The organism is Vibrio sp. SCSIO 43097, from assembly GCF_023650755.1.
Lineage (GTDB): Bacteria > Pseudomonadota > Gammaproteobacteria > Enterobacterales > Vibrionaceae > Vibrio > Vibrio alginolyticus.
Map to the genome: position 1 here is coordinate 30,567 of NZ_CP071840.1, position 15,815 is coordinate 46,381.

A 15,815-nucleotide genomic window follows, 5' to 3' on the forward strand; every position below is an offset into this window, starting at 1 on the left:
AAGGCTCATTACTGAGCCTTTTTCCGTTAGTCACTGAAGTAGCACTATAGTTTTTTAATAAAACGGCTTTCTACTTCAATGGTGAATTCGTTGCTCTTATCGGTGAGTATAAACTGAATTGTCGTAATCGCAGAGTTTAGCTTGTCAGGATCGGCACCAAGACTCATTGGCAGGTTTAATACCTCACCTGGCTGGACCTGAATTGTCTGCTTACCATACCAGCTTACATCGGATAGCCCTTCAACATCCAACGAGTACTCTTGCACTTGCTGAGTTTTGTTGATCACTTTGAGGGTGTAGGTGTTTTCTACTTCGCCCGAGCTATTAACGCGGAACAGTTGGTTACGGTCGCGAATAACACTCATGCCGGCTGGGTCTACCGCTGCAATTTGGGCAAAGAAAAGACCGACCATGACGAGTAGTACGGCACCATAGCCTAGCAGCTTCGGACGCATGACTTTGGTACTCTTACCCGATAAGCGATGCTCGGTGGTGTAACTAATTAGGCCTTTCTCGTAGCCCATGCGATCCATGGTGTTGTCACACGCATCAATACAGGCGCCACAGTTGATACATTCATACTGCAAGCCGTCACGAATATCGATACCTGTTGGGCACACCTGCACACACAAATCACAATCAATACAATCACCCAAACCAAGCTGCTTTGGATCGGCTTTACGCGGACGTGGGCCACGTTTTTCCCCACGTTTTGCATCGTAGCCAACGATGAAGGTGTCTTTATCAAACATGGCAGACTGGAAGCGCGCGTAAGGACACATGTGAATACACATGATGGAACGCATCCAACCAGCATTACCATAAGTACAAATGGCAAAGAACATTACCCAAAAGACGGGCCAGAAGTTGGCGTTAAAGGTGAAAAAGTCGATAACCAATTGCTTCATTGGTACGAAGTAGCCAACAAAAGTAAAACCAGTGGCGAGTGCAATGGCAAACCAAGCTATATGTTTGACGGCTTTACGCATCGCTAAATTCGCCGTCAGCTTATTGGAGTCTTGTTTACGGCGTTTATTGGCACTACCTTCGAGCTTCTCTTCAAACCAGATATACATGAAGGTCCAGACGGTTTGTGGGCAGAGATAGCCACACCAAACTCGACCTAAGAAGGTGGTAATAAAGAACAACCCAAACGCCGCGATCACAAACAGCAAGGCGAGTAGGGTAAGATCTTGTGGGTACAGTGTGGTACCGAAAAAGTTGAACTGCTGGTTGCCAATATCAAGCAAGATCGCTTGACGTTCACCGTAAGGGATCCACGGTATCAAAGCGAAGAGAAGTAGTAAGAACCAACCACCGTAACGACGCAGTTTCTGGTAAGTCCCTTTGCTTTCGCGTACATAGATGCGATTACTTGGGTTGAACCGATCCCCGTTTCCTTTGTGGGTTTTGGGATTATAGGTTTTAGGAGTCACATCTTTGATATCGATCTTGTCCTGACTCATGCACTCATCCTTCTTAGGCTTTTATAATGTACGGCGTCATTTCTATTGATGTCGCTCGATGACATTGCTGCTCGTTCCGTCATAAAGATGACCGGACATAATTATTTTAGTAAATACTGATGAACGGCGATTATACAATCAATAACAATTCCTTTTCTTTAACGCAGTCAATGTTTAACAACAAAAATCAGTACAGTTAACCTGATAATTGGCTGAACAGTTATAACCAATTGTGGGACTAAAAACTTTGGTTATAAAAAAGCGACTCACAGAGAGAGTCGCTTAAAGAATACTGGCTGTTGAGCTGGTTATTTGATGATGCCACGAGCGCGTAGGATCGCCGTTTTAAAATCGTCCTCTTGGTCTTTTTTGAGTCCAGGGATCATTTCATCTTTGCTGCTATTACGCATTTTAAGGTGGTAGATCAGTACATCGTCGGTCAGATCTTCTAGCTTTCCTTCATAGCCTGCTTCTTTTGCCAGCTTAACGATGAACTGCAATAGGTTCAGCTCCTGATCTTTATGCCATTCAGGCTCTAGTAGCTCAAGCAGCTCTTCAATGCGATGACACTTCATTTCTTTCTCCACAGAATTTATAGGTGTAATTAGCAGTAAAGGTACCAAATTGCTTTGCTAAGACCAAATAGGAAAAACGATCTCTTTCACCGTGGTTTGTTCTAAGTCTTTGAAGTTTTATGAGTTGCGTGCAAAGAAAAAAGCGCAGCTGGCGCCGCGCTTTTGATTAAGCTGCTTTGATAACTTTGGCCGGAACACTCGACATCATTGCTGTCTTCTCAACCAATGTCATTGCTGGCGCAACTTGCTTTGCCTTTGGTGCAGTAGTAAAGCCACTGCGGCGGCGCATTGCACTAGTATTAGTGTGTGCGAACCTGACTGTTGTTGGGCGCATTAATTTACCTAACTGTCAGGCATATCCATTGCCGATGTAATGGCCTGAATCATTATGAGCTAGGCTCCAACAAGATTGAAGAATCACTCTTCTGGCTCTCGCCAATCCAGTTAATGAGTCAGGAATACCGATATGCATGCATATCAAGTGTAAGATTAGCATCCTTGTAATAATTGGTCGATAGTTGAGCAATTGAATTGTTTAGATTTTGTCATTTTGTCGCGATGTTCGAGGCAATTTTTGTTTGATCCCACGATCAGCAGTAGTAGTATGAGATCTCGATGAAGGAGGTGCCTATGTCATTTTTGAAGAAGACACTTGCCAGTTTTGGGATTGGGAGCGCGAACGTCGACTCAATCTTAAACCAAGACGTGCTATACCCAGGTCAAAGTGTGGATGTGTCTATCCATGTATATGGTGGTGCGACTGAACAAGCGATCGACAACATTGATTTAAAACTCTGTTGCCGCTACATCGCAGAAGCCCCTGATGACCGTGGTGCGCGAGAAGGACACAGCATGCGCCGAGTACCTCAAACTCATGTGCTTGCTAAGTGGAGTCTCCCTTACGCATTTACCATCCATTCCGGCGAAGAGCGTACCTTCGATGTTAAGCTCGATGTGCCTTGGAACACGCCTATCACCATTGGTGATGCCAAAGTATGGTTAGAAACCGGCTTAGACGTTGCCGCTGCTTTGGATCCGACTGATAAAGACATCCTCACCGTTCGACCTGATCCACTGATGGATGCGGTACTATCTGCATTTGAAGCGCAAGGTTTACGAATTCGCCAGGTGGAATGCGAGGAAGTGAAAGGATTCGATCTACCATTTGTGCAAGAGTTTGAACTGGTGCCAACCGACGGACCTTACCACGGCGTGTGGCGCGAATTAGAATTTGTTGCCCACCGAAGTGAGCAAGAACTCAAGTTATGGTTTGAAGTTGACCGCACACGCAAGGGGCAAGGTGGCATGCTCGCGAGCTTACTGGGTAGTGGCAAACTCAAGCGAGAGCTGACCATTCCTGCCACGACTAAGCCAGATCAAGTTGGCGAACTGGTACTCAATTATCTCGATCAAACTACTGCCGTTCATGAGTCTTAATTTAAGCTTACACGTGTAAGCCTAATGTGCCATACTAGAGCAAATTTCAAACTCTAGTATAGGCGCATTGATGTCCGAGCTGCAGAAACCTCAATACAGTCAACGTGAAGAACTGGCCAATACCATCACCCACGGTATAGGGATGATTTTTGGTATTGTTGGCTTGATACTGCTGTTAGTTAAAGCCATAGACCATCAAGCTGACACTTTAACGCTTACCAGTATGGCGATTTATGGTGCGAGTATTATCGTGCTATTTTTGGCCTCGACGCTCTATCATGCGATCCCTCATCCCAAAGCGAAACGTTGGCTAAAAACCTTCGACCACTGTGCTATTTATCTTTTGATAGCAGGCAGCTATACCCCTTTCTTGTTAGTCAGCTTAAGAACACCTCTAGCATTTGGGTTGATGATCGTTATTTGGAGCATTGCGTTGATCGGCATCATCATGAAAGTTGCGTTCGTCTATCGATTTAAAAAGCTTTCTTTGATGACGTATTTGGTGATGGGATGGTTATCGTTGATTGTGATTTATCAGTTGGCGATCAACTTGGATGTCGGCGGACTTACACTGCTTGCCGCTGGTGGAATTGTGTATTCACTGGGCGTGATTTTCTACGTTGCGAAGCGCATTCCCTTTAACCATGCGATTTGGCACGGCTTTGTTTTGGCTGGCTGCGTGTGCCATTTCTTTGCTATTTATTACTTTGTTGAGCCTATCTAGCCGATAGGCTCAACAAAGAATATTAAACACGTATTAGCGAGTTTTTACCTCTAGCACTTTGGCAGAAAACTGGTATTGCTGTGATTGCGGTACAGCCAATTTAATGCTCTTACCTTGCTCCGCTTGCTGAGGTCGCAGGTAGGTATCCGCCATGCGCTTGATGGATTGCCAAACAGTCACGTTTTCTTTTGCCAGTTGCTGACCAGACATATCAAACACTTGCACCTCAACTTCCACTTGAATGACAGATTGAGAGCTTTGGTTGGTGATTGATGTAGGTAAAACAAGCTCACCGCTTTGATAGCTTGCTGAACCAATCAATACATCCACACCTGAATCTGATAGCTGCATGGTTGGCTTTTTGGCGTTTACCACCACGGTCGTGCCAACGGTTTTCGTTATCACTGGGATTGTCGCAATCGCAGGAGCTGCGATTGTTTCAACTACGCTTGCTGTTGTTTGTGTCTCCGTCGCTTGCTGCGCCGTTTTTTTCATGACGTATTCCCAGGTAAAGTCATCGTTCAACTTCACTTCTCGACCATCGGCTAAAGTGATGACCTCGGCGGCGTATGTGGATGAGGCGGCAAGTAGGGTCGCCAGAGTAATCCATGTTTTCATTGTTATACCTTTTAATTAGAGTCTGCTTAGCGGCGCCAAAACGCAGGAAAGAACAGTACAAGAATAGTCAGAATTTCCAAGCGGCCCATTAACATCCCAAAGCTTAAGAGCCATTTGGCAGTATCGGGCAGAGGCGCGAAGTTGCCTGTCGGGCCAATCACACTGCCCATACCAGGGCCAACATTGGCAACGGCGGTGATTGAGCCAGAAATACTGGTCACAGGGTCGAGGCCAAGTGCACTTAAACAACCCGCGATAAAGATAATGGTGATAAAAAACATCAAGCCAAATGCCACCACTGAGCGAACAATATCATCATTCACCGGTCGCTGGTTATAACGCTGTACAAACACCCCTGAAGGGTGAATCAACTTCATCATTTGTTTGTTTAGCAGCGTCATCGCAATTTGGAAGCGGAAGATTTTGATCCCGCCAGACGTTGATCCTGAGCATGCTCCCGCCATCATTAAGAATGCGAAAAGAGTGGTGGGTAATGCGCCCCATGCGGTGAAGTCTTCTAAGCCAAAGCCAGTTGTGGTGACGACAGAGACAATATTAAACATCGACACTCGCAGGGCATCCAAAATGGTGTACCCATCTCGAATCACTAGCCAAGCTGAAATCACTAAGCTTGAGAATACGAACAGGTACGCAAATCCTCTAACTTGAGCGTCGTTAACCAACACATCAATACGGCGTTTACGTAATGCGGCGATAAAGAGCAAAAACGGCAAACCACCTAAGAACATAAAGGTAGTGGCCACCCAATGTGCGCCATTAGAGAAGTGGTTCATTGACCCATCAGATGTAGAGTATCCACCCGTCGATAGCGTAGTAAAGGCATGGTTGATTGCTTCGAACAGGTTCATGCCGGTGATCAAGTAGCCCAAAATACATAGGCCCGTTAGCATCAAATAAACCGCTACGATGTTTTTGGCGACCGTTTTCGCTCTTGGACTACTTTTATCCGACCAATCTGATGATTCGGTTTGGAATAGCTTCATACCACCGACATTCAGCATAGGTAACACTGCTACCGCCATCACGATAAAACCAATGCCACCAAGCCATTGTAAAATAGAGCGCCACAGCAATATGCTCGGCGCCATGTTGTCTAGGCCACTGAGCACCGTTGAGCCCGTCGTGGTGATACCCGACATCGTTTCGAAGTAGGCGTCGGTGAAGCTGATGTGGTTGATAAACACAAATGGCAAGGCGGCAAACGCACTCGCGATGGTCCAAACCAAACTGGTGATGAGGAACATATCGCGTACGCTGAGTTTGAACTTGGCGGTTCGACCTATCGTTAGGCAGATGAAGGCGGCAAGGTGCGTGATCACAACGGCTTGGGCGAAATCGAGGAATCCCCCCGTACCGGTAAAGAAAGCGACCAAAGTCGGCACGTACATAAACAGGGCCAGTTTGGATAAAACTAGCCCGATAACAAACAGTACGGGACGTAAGTTGACCATAGGAAAATCCTAGAGGAAGAATGGACTCGGCTGGAATAGCGCTTCGACGTCTGATACGTATTTTTTGTTGACCAGGAACATCACCACATGATCATCCTGCTCGATGACCGTACGGTCGTGGGCAATAAGAACTTCTTCGCCACGAACGATAGCACCAATGGTGGTCCCAGGTGGAAGCTTTATATCTCCAATCGCACGTCCAACCACTTTAGATGTACTTTCATCACCGTGAGCGACGGCTTCAATCGCTTCCGCAGCGCCGCGGCGAAGTGAGGATACGTTTACGATATCAGCGCGACGAACGTGCGTTAGCAAGGCTGAAATAGTGGCTTGCTGAGGTGAGATTGCTACATCAATTACGCCGCCTTGTACCAGGTCGACATAAGCGCCACGTTGGATCAGCACCATCACTTTTTTAGCGCCCATGCGTTTTGCCAACATTGCAGACATGATGTTGGTTTCATCTTCGTTGGTCAGCGCGATGAAGACGTCGACTTGGTCGATGTTCTCTTCCGAGAGAAGCTCTTGGTCTGCCGCATCACCGCAGAACACGATGGTGTTTTCTAGTTGCTCAGAGAGCTTTTCTGCACGCTGGTAGTTACGCTCAATCAGCTTCACGCTGTAAGTTTGCTCTAGGCGTTTTGCCAAGCTTGCGCCGATGTTACCCCCGCCAACAATCATGATGCGGCGGTACGGTTTTTCTAGGCGCTGAAGCTCACTCATCACTGAGCGAATATGATTACTTGCTGCAACGAAGAACACTTCATCGTCGGCTTCAATAATCGTGGTGCCTTGTGGGCGAATCGGGCGACCCTGGCGGAAAATAGCTGCCACACGGGTATCAATGTGCGGCATGTGCTCACGCAAAGCAGACAACGCATTACCCACCAGCGGGCCACCATAGTAGGCTTTCACCGCCACTAGGCTGACTTTCTGTTCAGCAAAGCTCACCACTTGCAGCGCGCCCGGGTATTGGATCAGACGTTCGATGTAGCTCGTAACGAGTTCTTCTGGGGCGATAAGGTGATCGACAGGAATGGCGCCAGATTTAAACAGGGCTTCTTTTTCTGCCAAGTATTCTGGAGAGCGAATACGTGCAACGCGGTTTGGGGTGTTGAATAGAGTGAACGCGACCTGACAGGCGGCCATGTTGGTTTCATCAGTGTTGGTTACTGCGACGAGCATATCGGCGTCTTGCGCACCAGCTTCGTGCAGCACGTCGGGGTGGCTCGCATGGCCATTGACCACACGCAGGTCGTATTTGTCCTGCAATTCACGCAGTCGATCGGCATTGTTATCGACGATGGTGATGTCGTTGTTTTCACCCACTAGGTTTTCTGCCAGTGTGCCGCCAACCTGACCTGCACCAAGAATAATGATCTTCATACTCTTTTCTCGTTATCTGAAAAAGGCGATTGAAATCACTCCAATCGCCCTATTTAGCATGCTGTTACGCGTGTGTTTTAGTTAGCACTGCGTAGTAGAAACCATCCATATCTTCTTCGCCTGGTAGAATTTGACGACCAGGCTGGTCGGGATCAGAATCCAGCAGTTGCGCATCCGCGGTACGTGCTAAAAACGCTTTTACTTGCTCCACGTTTTCTTGCGGTGTGATTGAACAAGTCGCGTAAACCATTGTGCCGCCGGGTTTCAGTTGCGTCCACATGGCATCAAAAATTTCACTCTGTAGCTCTGCTAATGCGGCGATGTCGTCTGCACGACGTAGCCATTTGATGTCTGGGTGACGACGAATCACGCCAGTCGCAGAACATGGGGCATCCAGCAAAATGCGATCAAATTGCTCGCCTTGCCACCATTCTTGTGGATTACGCGCATCACCGCAAACCACTTTTGCCTGAAGGTTGAGACGCTTCAGGTTTTCATGCACACGTTTCAGGCGTGTGTCGTCGCAGTCAATCGCAACCACATCACTGCCCGACGTGCGCTCTAGAATATGCGCCGTCTTGCCACCTGGCGCAGCACAGCAATCTAAAATCAGTTCGCCGTCTTGTGGTTTTAGGTAGTTGATCGAAAGCTGCGCCGCCGCATCTTGTACCGAAACCCAACCTTTCTCAAAACCAGGCAGCTTCATCACATCACATGGTGCGGCCAATTTTATGGCGTCCATTGCTTCTGTGTGTGGCGTGCTATCAATGTTTTCATTTTTGAGCAGCGCAAGGTATTCATTTCGAGTGTGGTGTTGGTGATTTACACGGAGCCACATTGGTGCTTTTTGGTTGTTTGCTTCAACAATGCTTTCCCATTGCTGTGGGTAGGCCTCTTGCAGCAGTTTTAGTAACCAGCTTGGGTGACCGTACTTGCCAGCGTTGTTGCTGACGGCCATTTGGTCGAGTTCTTCTTGGTTGCGCTGGTAGTTACGCAATACAGCGTTAATCAAACCACGCAGACGAGGACCTTTCAGCTCTTTAGTGCCTTCAACCGTTTCACCGACAGCTGCGTGCGCAGGAATGCGCATGAAGCTCAGTTGGTAAATACCAACCAGAATTAGGTGATGGAATACACGTTGTTTGCCTTTGAGCGGCTTATCCATCAATTGGTTTGCGATCATTTCTAGGCGAGGTAGGTAACGTAGCGCACCGTAACAGATCTCTTGTAGCAGAGCATGGTCACGAGGTCGTACCGTTTGTTGAGCCGCTGGAAGAGCGCTTGAAAGTGAGTGGCCCTTGTCGACGACAAGATACAGGACGTTAGCAGCCGCAGCGCGAACATTCATGATGAGTACCTTAAAGTAAAGGAGGGCATCTCTGCCCTCTAAAAGTTCGTATAGTTGGGAGTAATAACCCCTAGTATGGCTTAAACCAGCAGAGTGCCAACTTCAAACCAAGCCGCACGCGAATTCAGAATATCCTGAACTGACATGGCTTTTTTGCCAGGAACTTGCAGTTGCTCTAGCACCAGTACGCCGTTGCCTGTCGCAACATAAATACCGGTTTTATCTGCTTGTACGATGGTGCCGGCTGGCTTGTCACTGGTTTGCTCTGCCACACGGCTTTGCCATACTTTGATGCTGTTTTCTGCCGCCTCAAAGTGGCTCATTGGCCATGGGTTAAATGCACGAACGCAGCGCTCAATGTGCGCCGCATCGTCGTTCCAGTTGATGCGTGCTTCTTCTTTACTGAGCTTTTTCGCATAGTTCGCTAACTCATCGTCTTGCTTCACTGGCACTGCTTTACCCGCAGCAATGTCTACTAGGCAGTCAATCAGGGCTTCTGGACCAAGCTCAGCCAATTTTTCGTACATTGAAGCGCTGGTATCTGTCGCTTCGATTGGCAGCGTGGCAATCTTCAGCATATCACCAGTGTCGAGACCGATGTCCATCTGCATGATGGTCACGCCAGTTTCTGCATCGCCCGCCCAAATAGAGCGTTGGATTGGAGCCGCACCACGCCAACGAGGTAGGATAGAACCATGTACGTTGATACAACCCAGTTTAGGGGTATCAAGAACCGCTTGTGGCAGCAGCATACCGTACGCCACGACAACCATGAGGTCGGCGTTCAGATCGGCAAGTTCTTGTTTCGCTTCGTCGGACTTAAAGCTTTCAGGTTGGTAAACCGGGATATTGTGTTCTAGCGCCAGTTGTTTTACCGGTGGCGCAGCCAATTTTTTGCCACGACCCGCTGGACGATCTGGGTTTGTGTAAACCGCGATGACTTCATGCTCCGAAGACAACAACGCCGCCAAGTGACGGGCGGCGAAATCCGGAGTACCTGCAAAGACAATTCGTAAAGACTGACTCAAGGTAGACTTCCTTCTAATTGGTATGGTTCGAGATTAAGCGTTTTGCTGCTTCTCGTTAAAGCGTTTGATTTTCGCTAGCTTGTCCTGAATGCGTTTGCGTTTCAGTGGTGATAGGTAATCCACGAATAGCTTACCTTGTAGGTGATCAAGCTCGTGTTGAACACAAATCGCTAGCAGGTCGTCGGCTTCAAAGGTGAACTCTTTGCCATCACGATCCAGTGCTTTAACGGTAACTTCTGCAGCGCGAGGCACAAGTGCGCGCGCACCTGGTACCGACAGACAGCCTTCTTCGATGCCATCTTCGCCACGCTTTTCCAGAATCTCAGGGTTGATTAGCACCATCGGCTCATCGCGAGTTTCTGAAATATCAATCACTACGATACGTTTGTGGATATCAACCTGCGTTGCAGCAAGGCCAATACCTTCTTCGTCGTACATGGTTTCAATCATGTCATCGACGATTTTTTGAATCTCAGGTGTCACCGCTTCAACAGGCTTTGCGACTGTGCGCAGGCGATCATCCGGGAATGTTAATACTTGTAATACAGACATATTCACTCGAAATATTGAACTGTGCCGAAACAGCACAAACCTTGTTGGCTCAATTCTAGACATTTTATAGCCTAAATGACAGCATCCTTGCACCAATTTCCATTCTGGTTCCTGCTTAATAGACCAAGGACGAGGGTCATGAATCGAATTTTCCGCAACGTTGCCAGTGTTACGTTGCCGTTACTTTTCTCTTTCAACGCTGTAGCAAATGTGGATGCGAACCCACTGACTGTTAAAGATGATGCGCCACAAACGTATGTAGTCGTGAAGGGCGATACGCTATGGGATATTTCGGCCATGTACTTAGATAGCCCGTGGTTGTGGCCTCGTTTATGGCAAGTAAACCCGGAAATCGATAACCCTCATTTAATTTATCCCGGAGACAAGCTGTCTTTGGTGTGGATTAACGGTCAGCCCGTGTTGAGCCTAAAACCAGTTAAGAAGCTGAGCCCGAAAGCTCGCATCACAGAAAAGAAAGCCGTACCAACGGTCGCGGAAGGTTTGGTGATGCCTTACCTTAAATCGGATCGGTTGCTAGATAAAGATTCGTTGAACAGAGCAGCAAAAGTGATGGGTAGCAGCAAGGGCAGTAAGTATCTGACTGCAGAAGATGTGCTGTATATCAATGGCAATCAGACCGCGACAGGTTGGGCTATTTACCGACCAGTAGCTACCTTTTCGCGTGACGATGTGTCGGAAGAGATTACCGCGCTGCGTTTGATTGCCAAAGGCGATCTCGTTGAAGCTTCGAGTGATTATTCAGGTTTGAAGCTTACATCGCAAATGCAAGAAATCCTACGTAACGATATCGCGTTGCCAAATCAATCGGTTGAGAATACTGACTTCACGACTACGTTCTATCCGCTGCCGTCGCCACAAGGCAGTTCTGCAAAGTTGCTAGGTAATATCGAAGGTATTCGCTTTAGTTCAACTAACCAAGTCGTGGTGATTGATAAAGGCACGTCAGATAATCTCAAGCAAGGCAGTGTGTTTGATTTAAAAGAAGACGCGCACCCAGTTTACAAAGACGGCGATGAGTTCAAGAAAGAGTTTGGCGTGCTTGATAAGAAAATCACTTTGCCTCAAAGCAAAGTTGGTGAGTTGCTGGTCATTCGTCCTTATGAGTACTTTAGCTTGGCACTGATCACTAACAGTACGAAACCCATTAACCAAGATATTTCGGTGGTGTCACCGTTGGCGGACGAATTAATCATCGATGAATCGACGAAATAACGATGATCTCGCTGCCTGGTTAAAACTGAGTTGTTTACCAGGCATTGGCGGCGTCAAAATGAATAAGCTACTGGCAAGAGACGCGCCACGTAACATCGTAAACTTCTCTCCTGAACAGCTACAACAACTTGGGTTAACAACTAAGCAAATTCAAGCTTGGGCTTCAACAGATAAAGAAGTCGATGCTTGTTTAAGCTGGCTTGAGGCTTCTACAAATCATCATATCCTGACACTGACTGACCCGCGTTATCCACCTCAACTCAAACAAATCGTTGCACCGCCACCTCTACTTTTTGTTCAAGGAAACCCTACTTGTCTCTCTCAGCCACAAATCGCGATGGTTGGCAGTCGAAATGCGAGTATTGATGGATTACAGCATGCACGTCAGTTTGCTGCAGAGTTTGTTCAGCACGATTTTATTGTCACCAGTGGTCTCGCTTTAGGCATTGATGGTCATGCGCATGATGGTGCGTTGCAAGCGGGTGGTAAGACGATTGCGGTGCTAGGATCTGGCTTAGAAAATATTTATCCGGCACGTCATCGTGGTTTAGCGCAACGTGTTATTGAACATGGGGCCTTGGTGTCTGAGTTTCGGCCTAATGCCAAGCCGCGTCCAGAAAACTTCCCGCGTCGTAATCGTATTATTAGTGGATTATCGCTTGGTGTACTGGTCGTCGAGGCGGCGAAAAAGAGCGGCTCGTTAATTACAGCTCGTTACGCGCTTGAGCAAGGTCGAGAAGTATTTGCGCTGCCAGCGTCAATCAATGCCCCCAATGCCTGCGGTGGAAACCAGTTGATACGTCATGGCGCTTGCCTCGTAGAAAAGACGAAAGATGTCTTAGATGAAATACAGTCCTTGCTTGATTGGTCTATTAATCAGAGTACCGATTTATTTTCTACGTTAAATGATGAAGAAGAATTGCCATTTCCTCAGCTGTTAGCTAACGTAGGAAGTGAAGCTACACCGGTTGATATTCTTGCAAACAGGACCAATATACCTGTCCAAGAAGTCATGATGCAGCTCTTAGAGTTAGAACTCTCTGGGCATGTCGTTGCGGTTTCAGGTGGCTATATTCGAAAGGGGAGGGGCTAGCTATGATGATGGATATACTGATGTATCTATTCGAAACCTACATCCATAGCGATGCAGAGTTACAGGTCGAACAAGACGAGTTGGAAGAAGAGTTGCTTCGTGCAGGCTTCCAACAAAAAGATATCTACAAAGCCCTTGTCTGGTTAGAAGAGCTTGCCGCATTGCAGCAAAGTGACACCTCTTCTGCAATCTCGACTTGCATGGCTTCGTCATCAACTCGTATCTACACAGCGAAAGAGATGCAGCGTTTAGATTTGGAATGCCGAGGTTTTCTATTGTTTCTCGAGCAAATCAATGTGTTAACCACAGAAACTCGCGAAATGGTGATTGACCGAGTGATGGGATTAGAAACGAGTGAGTTTGAGCTTGAAGATCTCAAATGGATCATTCTGATGGTGCTGTTTAATGTGCCTGGCAACGAAAACGCTTACACGCTAATGGAAGAGCTGTTGTACACCAAGGAACAAGGGATTCTTCACTAACCATCTGGGCAAGTTCGAGTTTAACTAGAATAAACGCGAGCTTGTCTTTTTTTGTGTGTTTTTCACGAAACGGTAAGTATGAGTAGTAAAATCGACAACACCCTTTTCTCTGCCCATGAACACGCTTTGGAGCACGAGCCGTGTCCAAAATGTGGTGGTGAGCTGACTCTCAAGCACGGAAAACATGGCCCATTCCTCGGCTGTAACCATTACCCAAGCTGTGATTACATTAAACCGCTACACAGCAATGATGGTCACATCGTGAAAGAGTTGGGTGTGCCTTGTCCTGAGTGTGGCAATGAGTTGGTTCTCCGCCAAGGGCGCTACGGTATGTTCGTCGGTTGTAGTAACTACCCGGCTTGTCATCATATTGAGTCGATTAATCAACCAGAGCCAGAGGCGCAGTCACAAGAGCAACACGCTTGCCCTGAATGTGGCAAAGGACATTTGGTTGGGCGTAAAACCCGATTTGGCAAAACATTCTACGCGTGTGATAACTACCCTAAATGCAAATTTGCTGTGAACCTTGCTCCGGTCAAGGGGCGATGCGAAGAATGTGGTTTTACTTTGTTGGTGGAGAAGAAACTCGCCAGTGGTGTGAAATTGCAATGTGCCAACCGTAAGTGCCAGCACACCCAACAAGGGTAAATACATCAAAGGAATTAAAAAGGGTCGCATCGTGCGACCTTTTTTTATTTTTTTGCTGCCAAACGTTAGTGTTGAGGCTGTTTAGCGAACGCTTGCACGGCTGGGAAAGCTATTGGGTCTAAGATGTCTGCCAGAGCGCACAACCTACGGTGCAATTCTCCTGGGTAGTCGCCACACACGTTGATGTGTCCCATCTTGCGACCTGCACGTTTCTCCTTGCCATACCAATGAATGTGGCAACCATCCATTGATAACAATGCTTCTGGTAGTGTGTCTTCACCAAGAATATTGATCATTGAGGTTTCACGAACCAATTTCGTACTGCCTAATGGTAAGCCGCACACTGCGCGCAGATGGTTTTCAAACTGACACGTTTCTGCACCTTGCTGTGTCCAGTGACCAGAGTTGTGCACGCGTGGAGCAATCTCATTCACTAAAAGTGCCCCATCGACATCAAAGAACTCAAGCGCCAATACGCCAACGTAATCTAGGCTATCTGCGACTGCCGTGAACATTTGCTTTGCTTGTTCCTGTAACCCTGGCGCATCAATCGCAGTAGAAAGACTCAATACACCGTTGGTGTGAACATTCTCTGCCAGAGGGTACACTTCCACACTGCCATCTTTGCTTCGAGCACCAACCAGTGATACTTCGCGGTTAAAAGGAACAAACTCTTCAGCAACAATCGCTTGAGTTGGTGTTGCCGCGATGCACTCTGCCATCTCAGTCCAAATGTCGTCGACTTGAGAAGCTTCTTTTAAGCGCCATTGGCCTTTACCATCGTAACCACCTAATGCACTTTTCAGAACCATTGGCATACCAACGTGTTCAATTGCGCGCTCAAAGTCTTCACGAGTTTCAATGACGTAGTATTTCGCGTTGCGCACGCCAGCATCATCAAGCAGTGCCTTTTCAATACGGCGATCACCACCTGCTTTGATGGCTTGCGTACTTGGTAGGAACTTGCCGCTCGCTTCGCAAACCTTGAGCACGTCATGTGGAATATGCTCGAACTCGGCAGTAATCACATCAACTTGCGTAATCGCATTTTCCAAACCATGGCCAAGTACCTGTTGAGTTAAAGGGTGAACGACATCACCGCTGCTGACATCGTAAGCTGAAATTTGAATATTCAGTGGCGCACCAGCCAGAGACATCATACGAGCCAACTGACCCGCACCAAGAACCAGTACATGCATCTGATTAATCCTCTGCAGGGTTTGGATTTGCGAGAACTGTTTCCGTTTGCTCATTACGGAATGCTTCTACCTTCGCCATGATGTTTTCATCATGAGTGCCTAGGATTTGCGCTGCTAGGATACCGGCGTTTGCTGCGCCCGCTTCGCCAATCGCCAATGTACCAACCGCAATTCCCTTTGGCATCTGTACAATAGAAAGCAGTGAATCCATACCTTTCAGTGCACGAGACTGAACGGGAACCCCAAGCACTGGCAAACTAGTAAACGCCGCCGCCATACCTGGTAGGTGGGCTGCACCACCTGCGCCTGCGATGATAACTTTGATGCCGCGTTCTTTTGCGCCACTGGCGTAGTCAGCCAGTAATTGAGGAGTTCGGTGTGCTGACACGACTTTTGTTTCGTAAGGCACGCCAAATTGGTCTAGCATGTCCGCTGCTAGTTTCATGGTTGGCCAATCGGATTTAGAACCCATGATGATACCGACTTTCATCTCAAACTCCTTTAAGCTGCAAAAATTAGGTGAGCTATAAATTTGTGCGCATTATACGGGGATT

17 protein-coding genes are annotated in these 15,815 nt (G+C 47.5%); 6 read left to right on the forward strand and 11 right to left on the reverse strand.

Going from position 1 to position 15,815, the window contains the following annotated elements:
• Positions 1–44: 44 nt before the first annotated feature.
• The 3 genes from ccoG to J4N40_RS00165 form a co-directional block, all read right to left on the reverse strand.
• Positions 45–1,466: a cytochrome c oxidase accessory protein CcoG gene (gene ccoG / locus J4N40_RS00155; protein WP_005379038.1), complete on the reverse strand. Its 1,422-nt coding sequence runs from the start codon at positions 1,464–1,466 to the stop codon at positions 45–47.
• Positions 1,467–1,774: 308 nt separating this feature from the next.
• Complete coding sequence (locus tag J4N40_RS00160; protein WP_017821571.1) at positions 1,775–2,041, reverse strand: YihD family protein; 267 nt, start codon at positions 2,039–2,041, stop codon at positions 1,775–1,777.
• Between the two features lie 166 nt (positions 2,042–2,207).
• Complete coding sequence (locus tag J4N40_RS00165) at positions 2,208–2,375, reverse strand: hypothetical protein (RefSeq protein ID WP_005379043.1); 168 nt, start codon at positions 2,373–2,375, stop codon at positions 2,208–2,210.
• A gap of 296 nt (positions 2,376–2,671) precedes the next feature.
• On the opposite strand from J4N40_RS00165, the gene J4N40_RS00170 reads away from it, so the two are divergent.
• Entirely contained in the window at positions 2,672–3,478 is an 807-nt protein-coding gene (locus J4N40_RS00170) for a sporulation protein (RefSeq protein WP_017635607.1), read from the forward strand.
• Positions 3,479–3,548: 70 nt separating this feature from the next.
• Positions 3,549–4,202, forward strand: coding sequence for a PAQR family membrane homeostasis protein TrhA (gene trhA, locus J4N40_RS00175; RefSeq protein WP_005379047.1), 654 nt, complete (start codon positions 3,549–3,551; stop codon positions 4,200–4,202).
• 33 nt (positions 4,203–4,235) lie between these two features.
• Here trhA and J4N40_RS00180 read toward each other — a convergent pair whose 3' ends face one another.
• From J4N40_RS00180 to def, 6 genes are all read right to left on the reverse strand, one after another.
• The gene (locus J4N40_RS00180) at positions 4,236–4,820 is read right to left on the reverse strand and encodes a DUF3157 family protein (RefSeq protein ID WP_017821574.1); all 585 of its coding nucleotides are present in this window, start codon (positions 4,818–4,820) and stop codon (positions 4,236–4,238) included.
• A gap of 26 nt (positions 4,821–4,846) precedes the next feature.
• A complete protein-coding gene (locus J4N40_RS00185) occupies positions 4,847–6,292 on the reverse strand; it encodes a TrkH family potassium uptake protein (protein ID WP_017821575.1) in 1,446 nt (481 codons plus the stop codon).
• Between the two features lie 9 nt (positions 6,293–6,301).
• Positions 6,302–7,678, reverse strand: a complete 1,377-nt coding sequence (gene trkA / locus J4N40_RS00190; RefSeq protein ID WP_005379062.1) for a Trk system potassium transporter TrkA — start codon at positions 7,676–7,678, stop codon at positions 6,302–6,304.
• A 64-nt stretch (positions 7,679–7,742) separates the two neighbouring features.
• Positions 7,743–9,026, reverse strand: a complete 1,284-nt coding sequence (gene rsmB / locus J4N40_RS00195) for a 16S rRNA (cytosine(967)-C(5))-methyltransferase RsmB (RefSeq protein WP_047102569.1) — start codon at positions 9,024–9,026, stop codon at positions 7,743–7,745.
• 80 nt (positions 9,027–9,106) lie between these two features.
• Positions 9,107–10,054, reverse strand: a complete 948-nt coding sequence (gene fmt, locus J4N40_RS00200) for a methionyl-tRNA formyltransferase (protein ID WP_005379066.1) — start codon at positions 10,052–10,054, stop codon at positions 9,107–9,109.
• A gap of 33 nt (positions 10,055–10,087) precedes the next feature.
• Positions 10,088–10,606, reverse strand: coding sequence for a peptide deformylase (gene def, locus J4N40_RS00205; RefSeq protein ID WP_005379068.1), 519 nt, complete (start codon positions 10,604–10,606; stop codon positions 10,088–10,090).
• Between the two features lie 138 nt (positions 10,607–10,744).
• On the opposite strand from def, the gene J4N40_RS00210 reads away from it, so the two are divergent.
• From J4N40_RS00210 to J4N40_RS00225, 4 genes are all read left to right on the forward strand, one after another.
• The gene (locus tag J4N40_RS00210) at positions 10,745–11,839 is read left to right on the forward strand and encodes a LysM peptidoglycan-binding domain-containing protein (RefSeq protein ID WP_047102570.1); all 1,095 of its coding nucleotides are present in this window, start codon (positions 10,745–10,747) and stop codon (positions 11,837–11,839) included.
• Complete coding sequence (gene dprA, locus J4N40_RS00215; RefSeq protein ID WP_047102571.1) at positions 11,823–12,932, forward strand: DNA-processing protein DprA; 1,110 nt, start codon at positions 11,823–11,825, stop codon at positions 12,930–12,932. Before J4N40_RS00210 ends, dprA begins: the two co-directional genes overlap by 17 nt.
• 2 nt (positions 12,933–12,934) lie before the next feature.
• Positions 12,935–13,414: a DUF494 family protein gene (locus J4N40_RS00220; protein ID WP_005379074.1), complete on the forward strand. Its 480-nt coding sequence runs from the start codon at positions 12,935–12,937 to the stop codon at positions 13,412–13,414.
• 78 nt (positions 13,415–13,492) lie between these two features.
• A complete protein-coding gene (locus J4N40_RS00225; protein ID WP_047102572.1) occupies positions 13,493–14,062 on the forward strand; it encodes a DNA topoisomerase family protein in 570 nt (189 codons plus the stop codon).
• A gap of 65 nt (positions 14,063–14,127) precedes the next feature.
• Here the strand turns inward: J4N40_RS00225 and J4N40_RS00230 are convergent, their stop codons facing one another.
• Together J4N40_RS00230 and purE are read right to left on the reverse strand one after the other, a co-directional pair.
• A complete protein-coding gene (locus tag J4N40_RS00230; protein ID WP_047104450.1) occupies positions 14,128–15,261 on the reverse strand; it encodes a 5-(carboxyamino)imidazole ribonucleotide synthase in 1,134 nt (377 codons plus the stop codon).
• A gap of 4 nt (positions 15,262–15,265) precedes the next feature.
• Positions 15,266–15,751, reverse strand: coding sequence for a 5-(carboxyamino)imidazole ribonucleotide mutase (gene purE / locus J4N40_RS00235; protein WP_005379082.1), 486 nt, complete (start codon positions 15,749–15,751; stop codon positions 15,266–15,268).
• Between the last annotated feature and the right edge of the window lie 64 nt (positions 15,752–15,815).

Bases quoted from the DNA above. Each gene is read 5' to 3' on its own strand.
- ccoG (WP_005379038.1), bottom strand. From the start codon at position 1,466: ATGAGTCAGGACAAGATCGATATCAAAGATGTGACTCCTAAAACCTAT.
- J4N40_RS00160 (WP_017821571.1), bottom strand. From the start codon at position 2,041: ATGAAGTGTCATCGCATTGAAGAGCTGCTTGAGCTACTAGAGCCTGAA.
- J4N40_RS00165 (WP_005379043.1), bottom strand. From the start codon at position 2,375: ATGCGCCCAACAACAGTCAGGTTCGCACACACTAATACTAGTGCAATG.
- J4N40_RS00170 (WP_017635607.1), top strand. From the start codon at position 2,672: ATGTCATTTTTGAAGAAGACACTTGCCAGTTTTGGGATTGGGAGCGCG.
- trhA (WP_005379047.1), top strand. From the start codon at position 3,549: ATGTCCGAGCTGCAGAAACCTCAATACAGTCAACGTGAAGAACTGGCC.
- J4N40_RS00180 (WP_017821574.1), bottom strand. From the start codon at position 4,820: ATGAAAACATGGATTACTCTGGCGACCCTACTTGCCGCCTCATCCACA.
- J4N40_RS00185 (WP_017821575.1), bottom strand. From the start codon at position 6,292: ATGGTCAACTTACGTCCCGTACTGTTTGTTATCGGGCTAGTTTTATCC.
- trkA (WP_005379062.1), bottom strand. From the start codon at position 7,678: ATGAAGATCATTATTCTTGGTGCAGGTCAGGTTGGCGGCACACTGGCA.
- rsmB (WP_047102569.1), bottom strand. From the start codon at position 9,026: ATGAATGTTCGCGCTGCGGCTGCTAACGTCCTGTATCTTGTCGTCGAC.
- def (WP_005379068.1), bottom strand. From the start codon at position 10,606: ATGTCTGTATTACAAGTATTAACATTCCCGGATGATCGCCTGCGCACA.
- J4N40_RS00210 (WP_047102570.1), top strand. From the start codon at position 10,745: ATGAATCGAATTTTCCGCAACGTTGCCAGTGTTACGTTGCCGTTACTT.
- dprA (WP_047102571.1), top strand. From the start codon at position 11,823: ATGAATCGACGAAATAACGATGATCTCGCTGCCTGGTTAAAACTGAGT.
- J4N40_RS00220 (WP_005379074.1), top strand. From the start codon at position 12,935: ATGATGATGGATATACTGATGTATCTATTCGAAACCTACATCCATAGC.
- J4N40_RS00225 (WP_047102572.1), top strand. From the start codon at position 13,493: ATGAGTAGTAAAATCGACAACACCCTTTTCTCTGCCCATGAACACGCT.
- J4N40_RS00230 (WP_047104450.1), bottom strand. From the start codon at position 15,261: ATGCATGTACTGGTTCTTGGTGCGGGTCAGTTGGCTCGTATGATGTCT.
- purE (WP_005379082.1), bottom strand. From the start codon at position 15,751: ATGAAAGTCGGTATCATCATGGGTTCTAAATCCGATTGGCCAACCATG.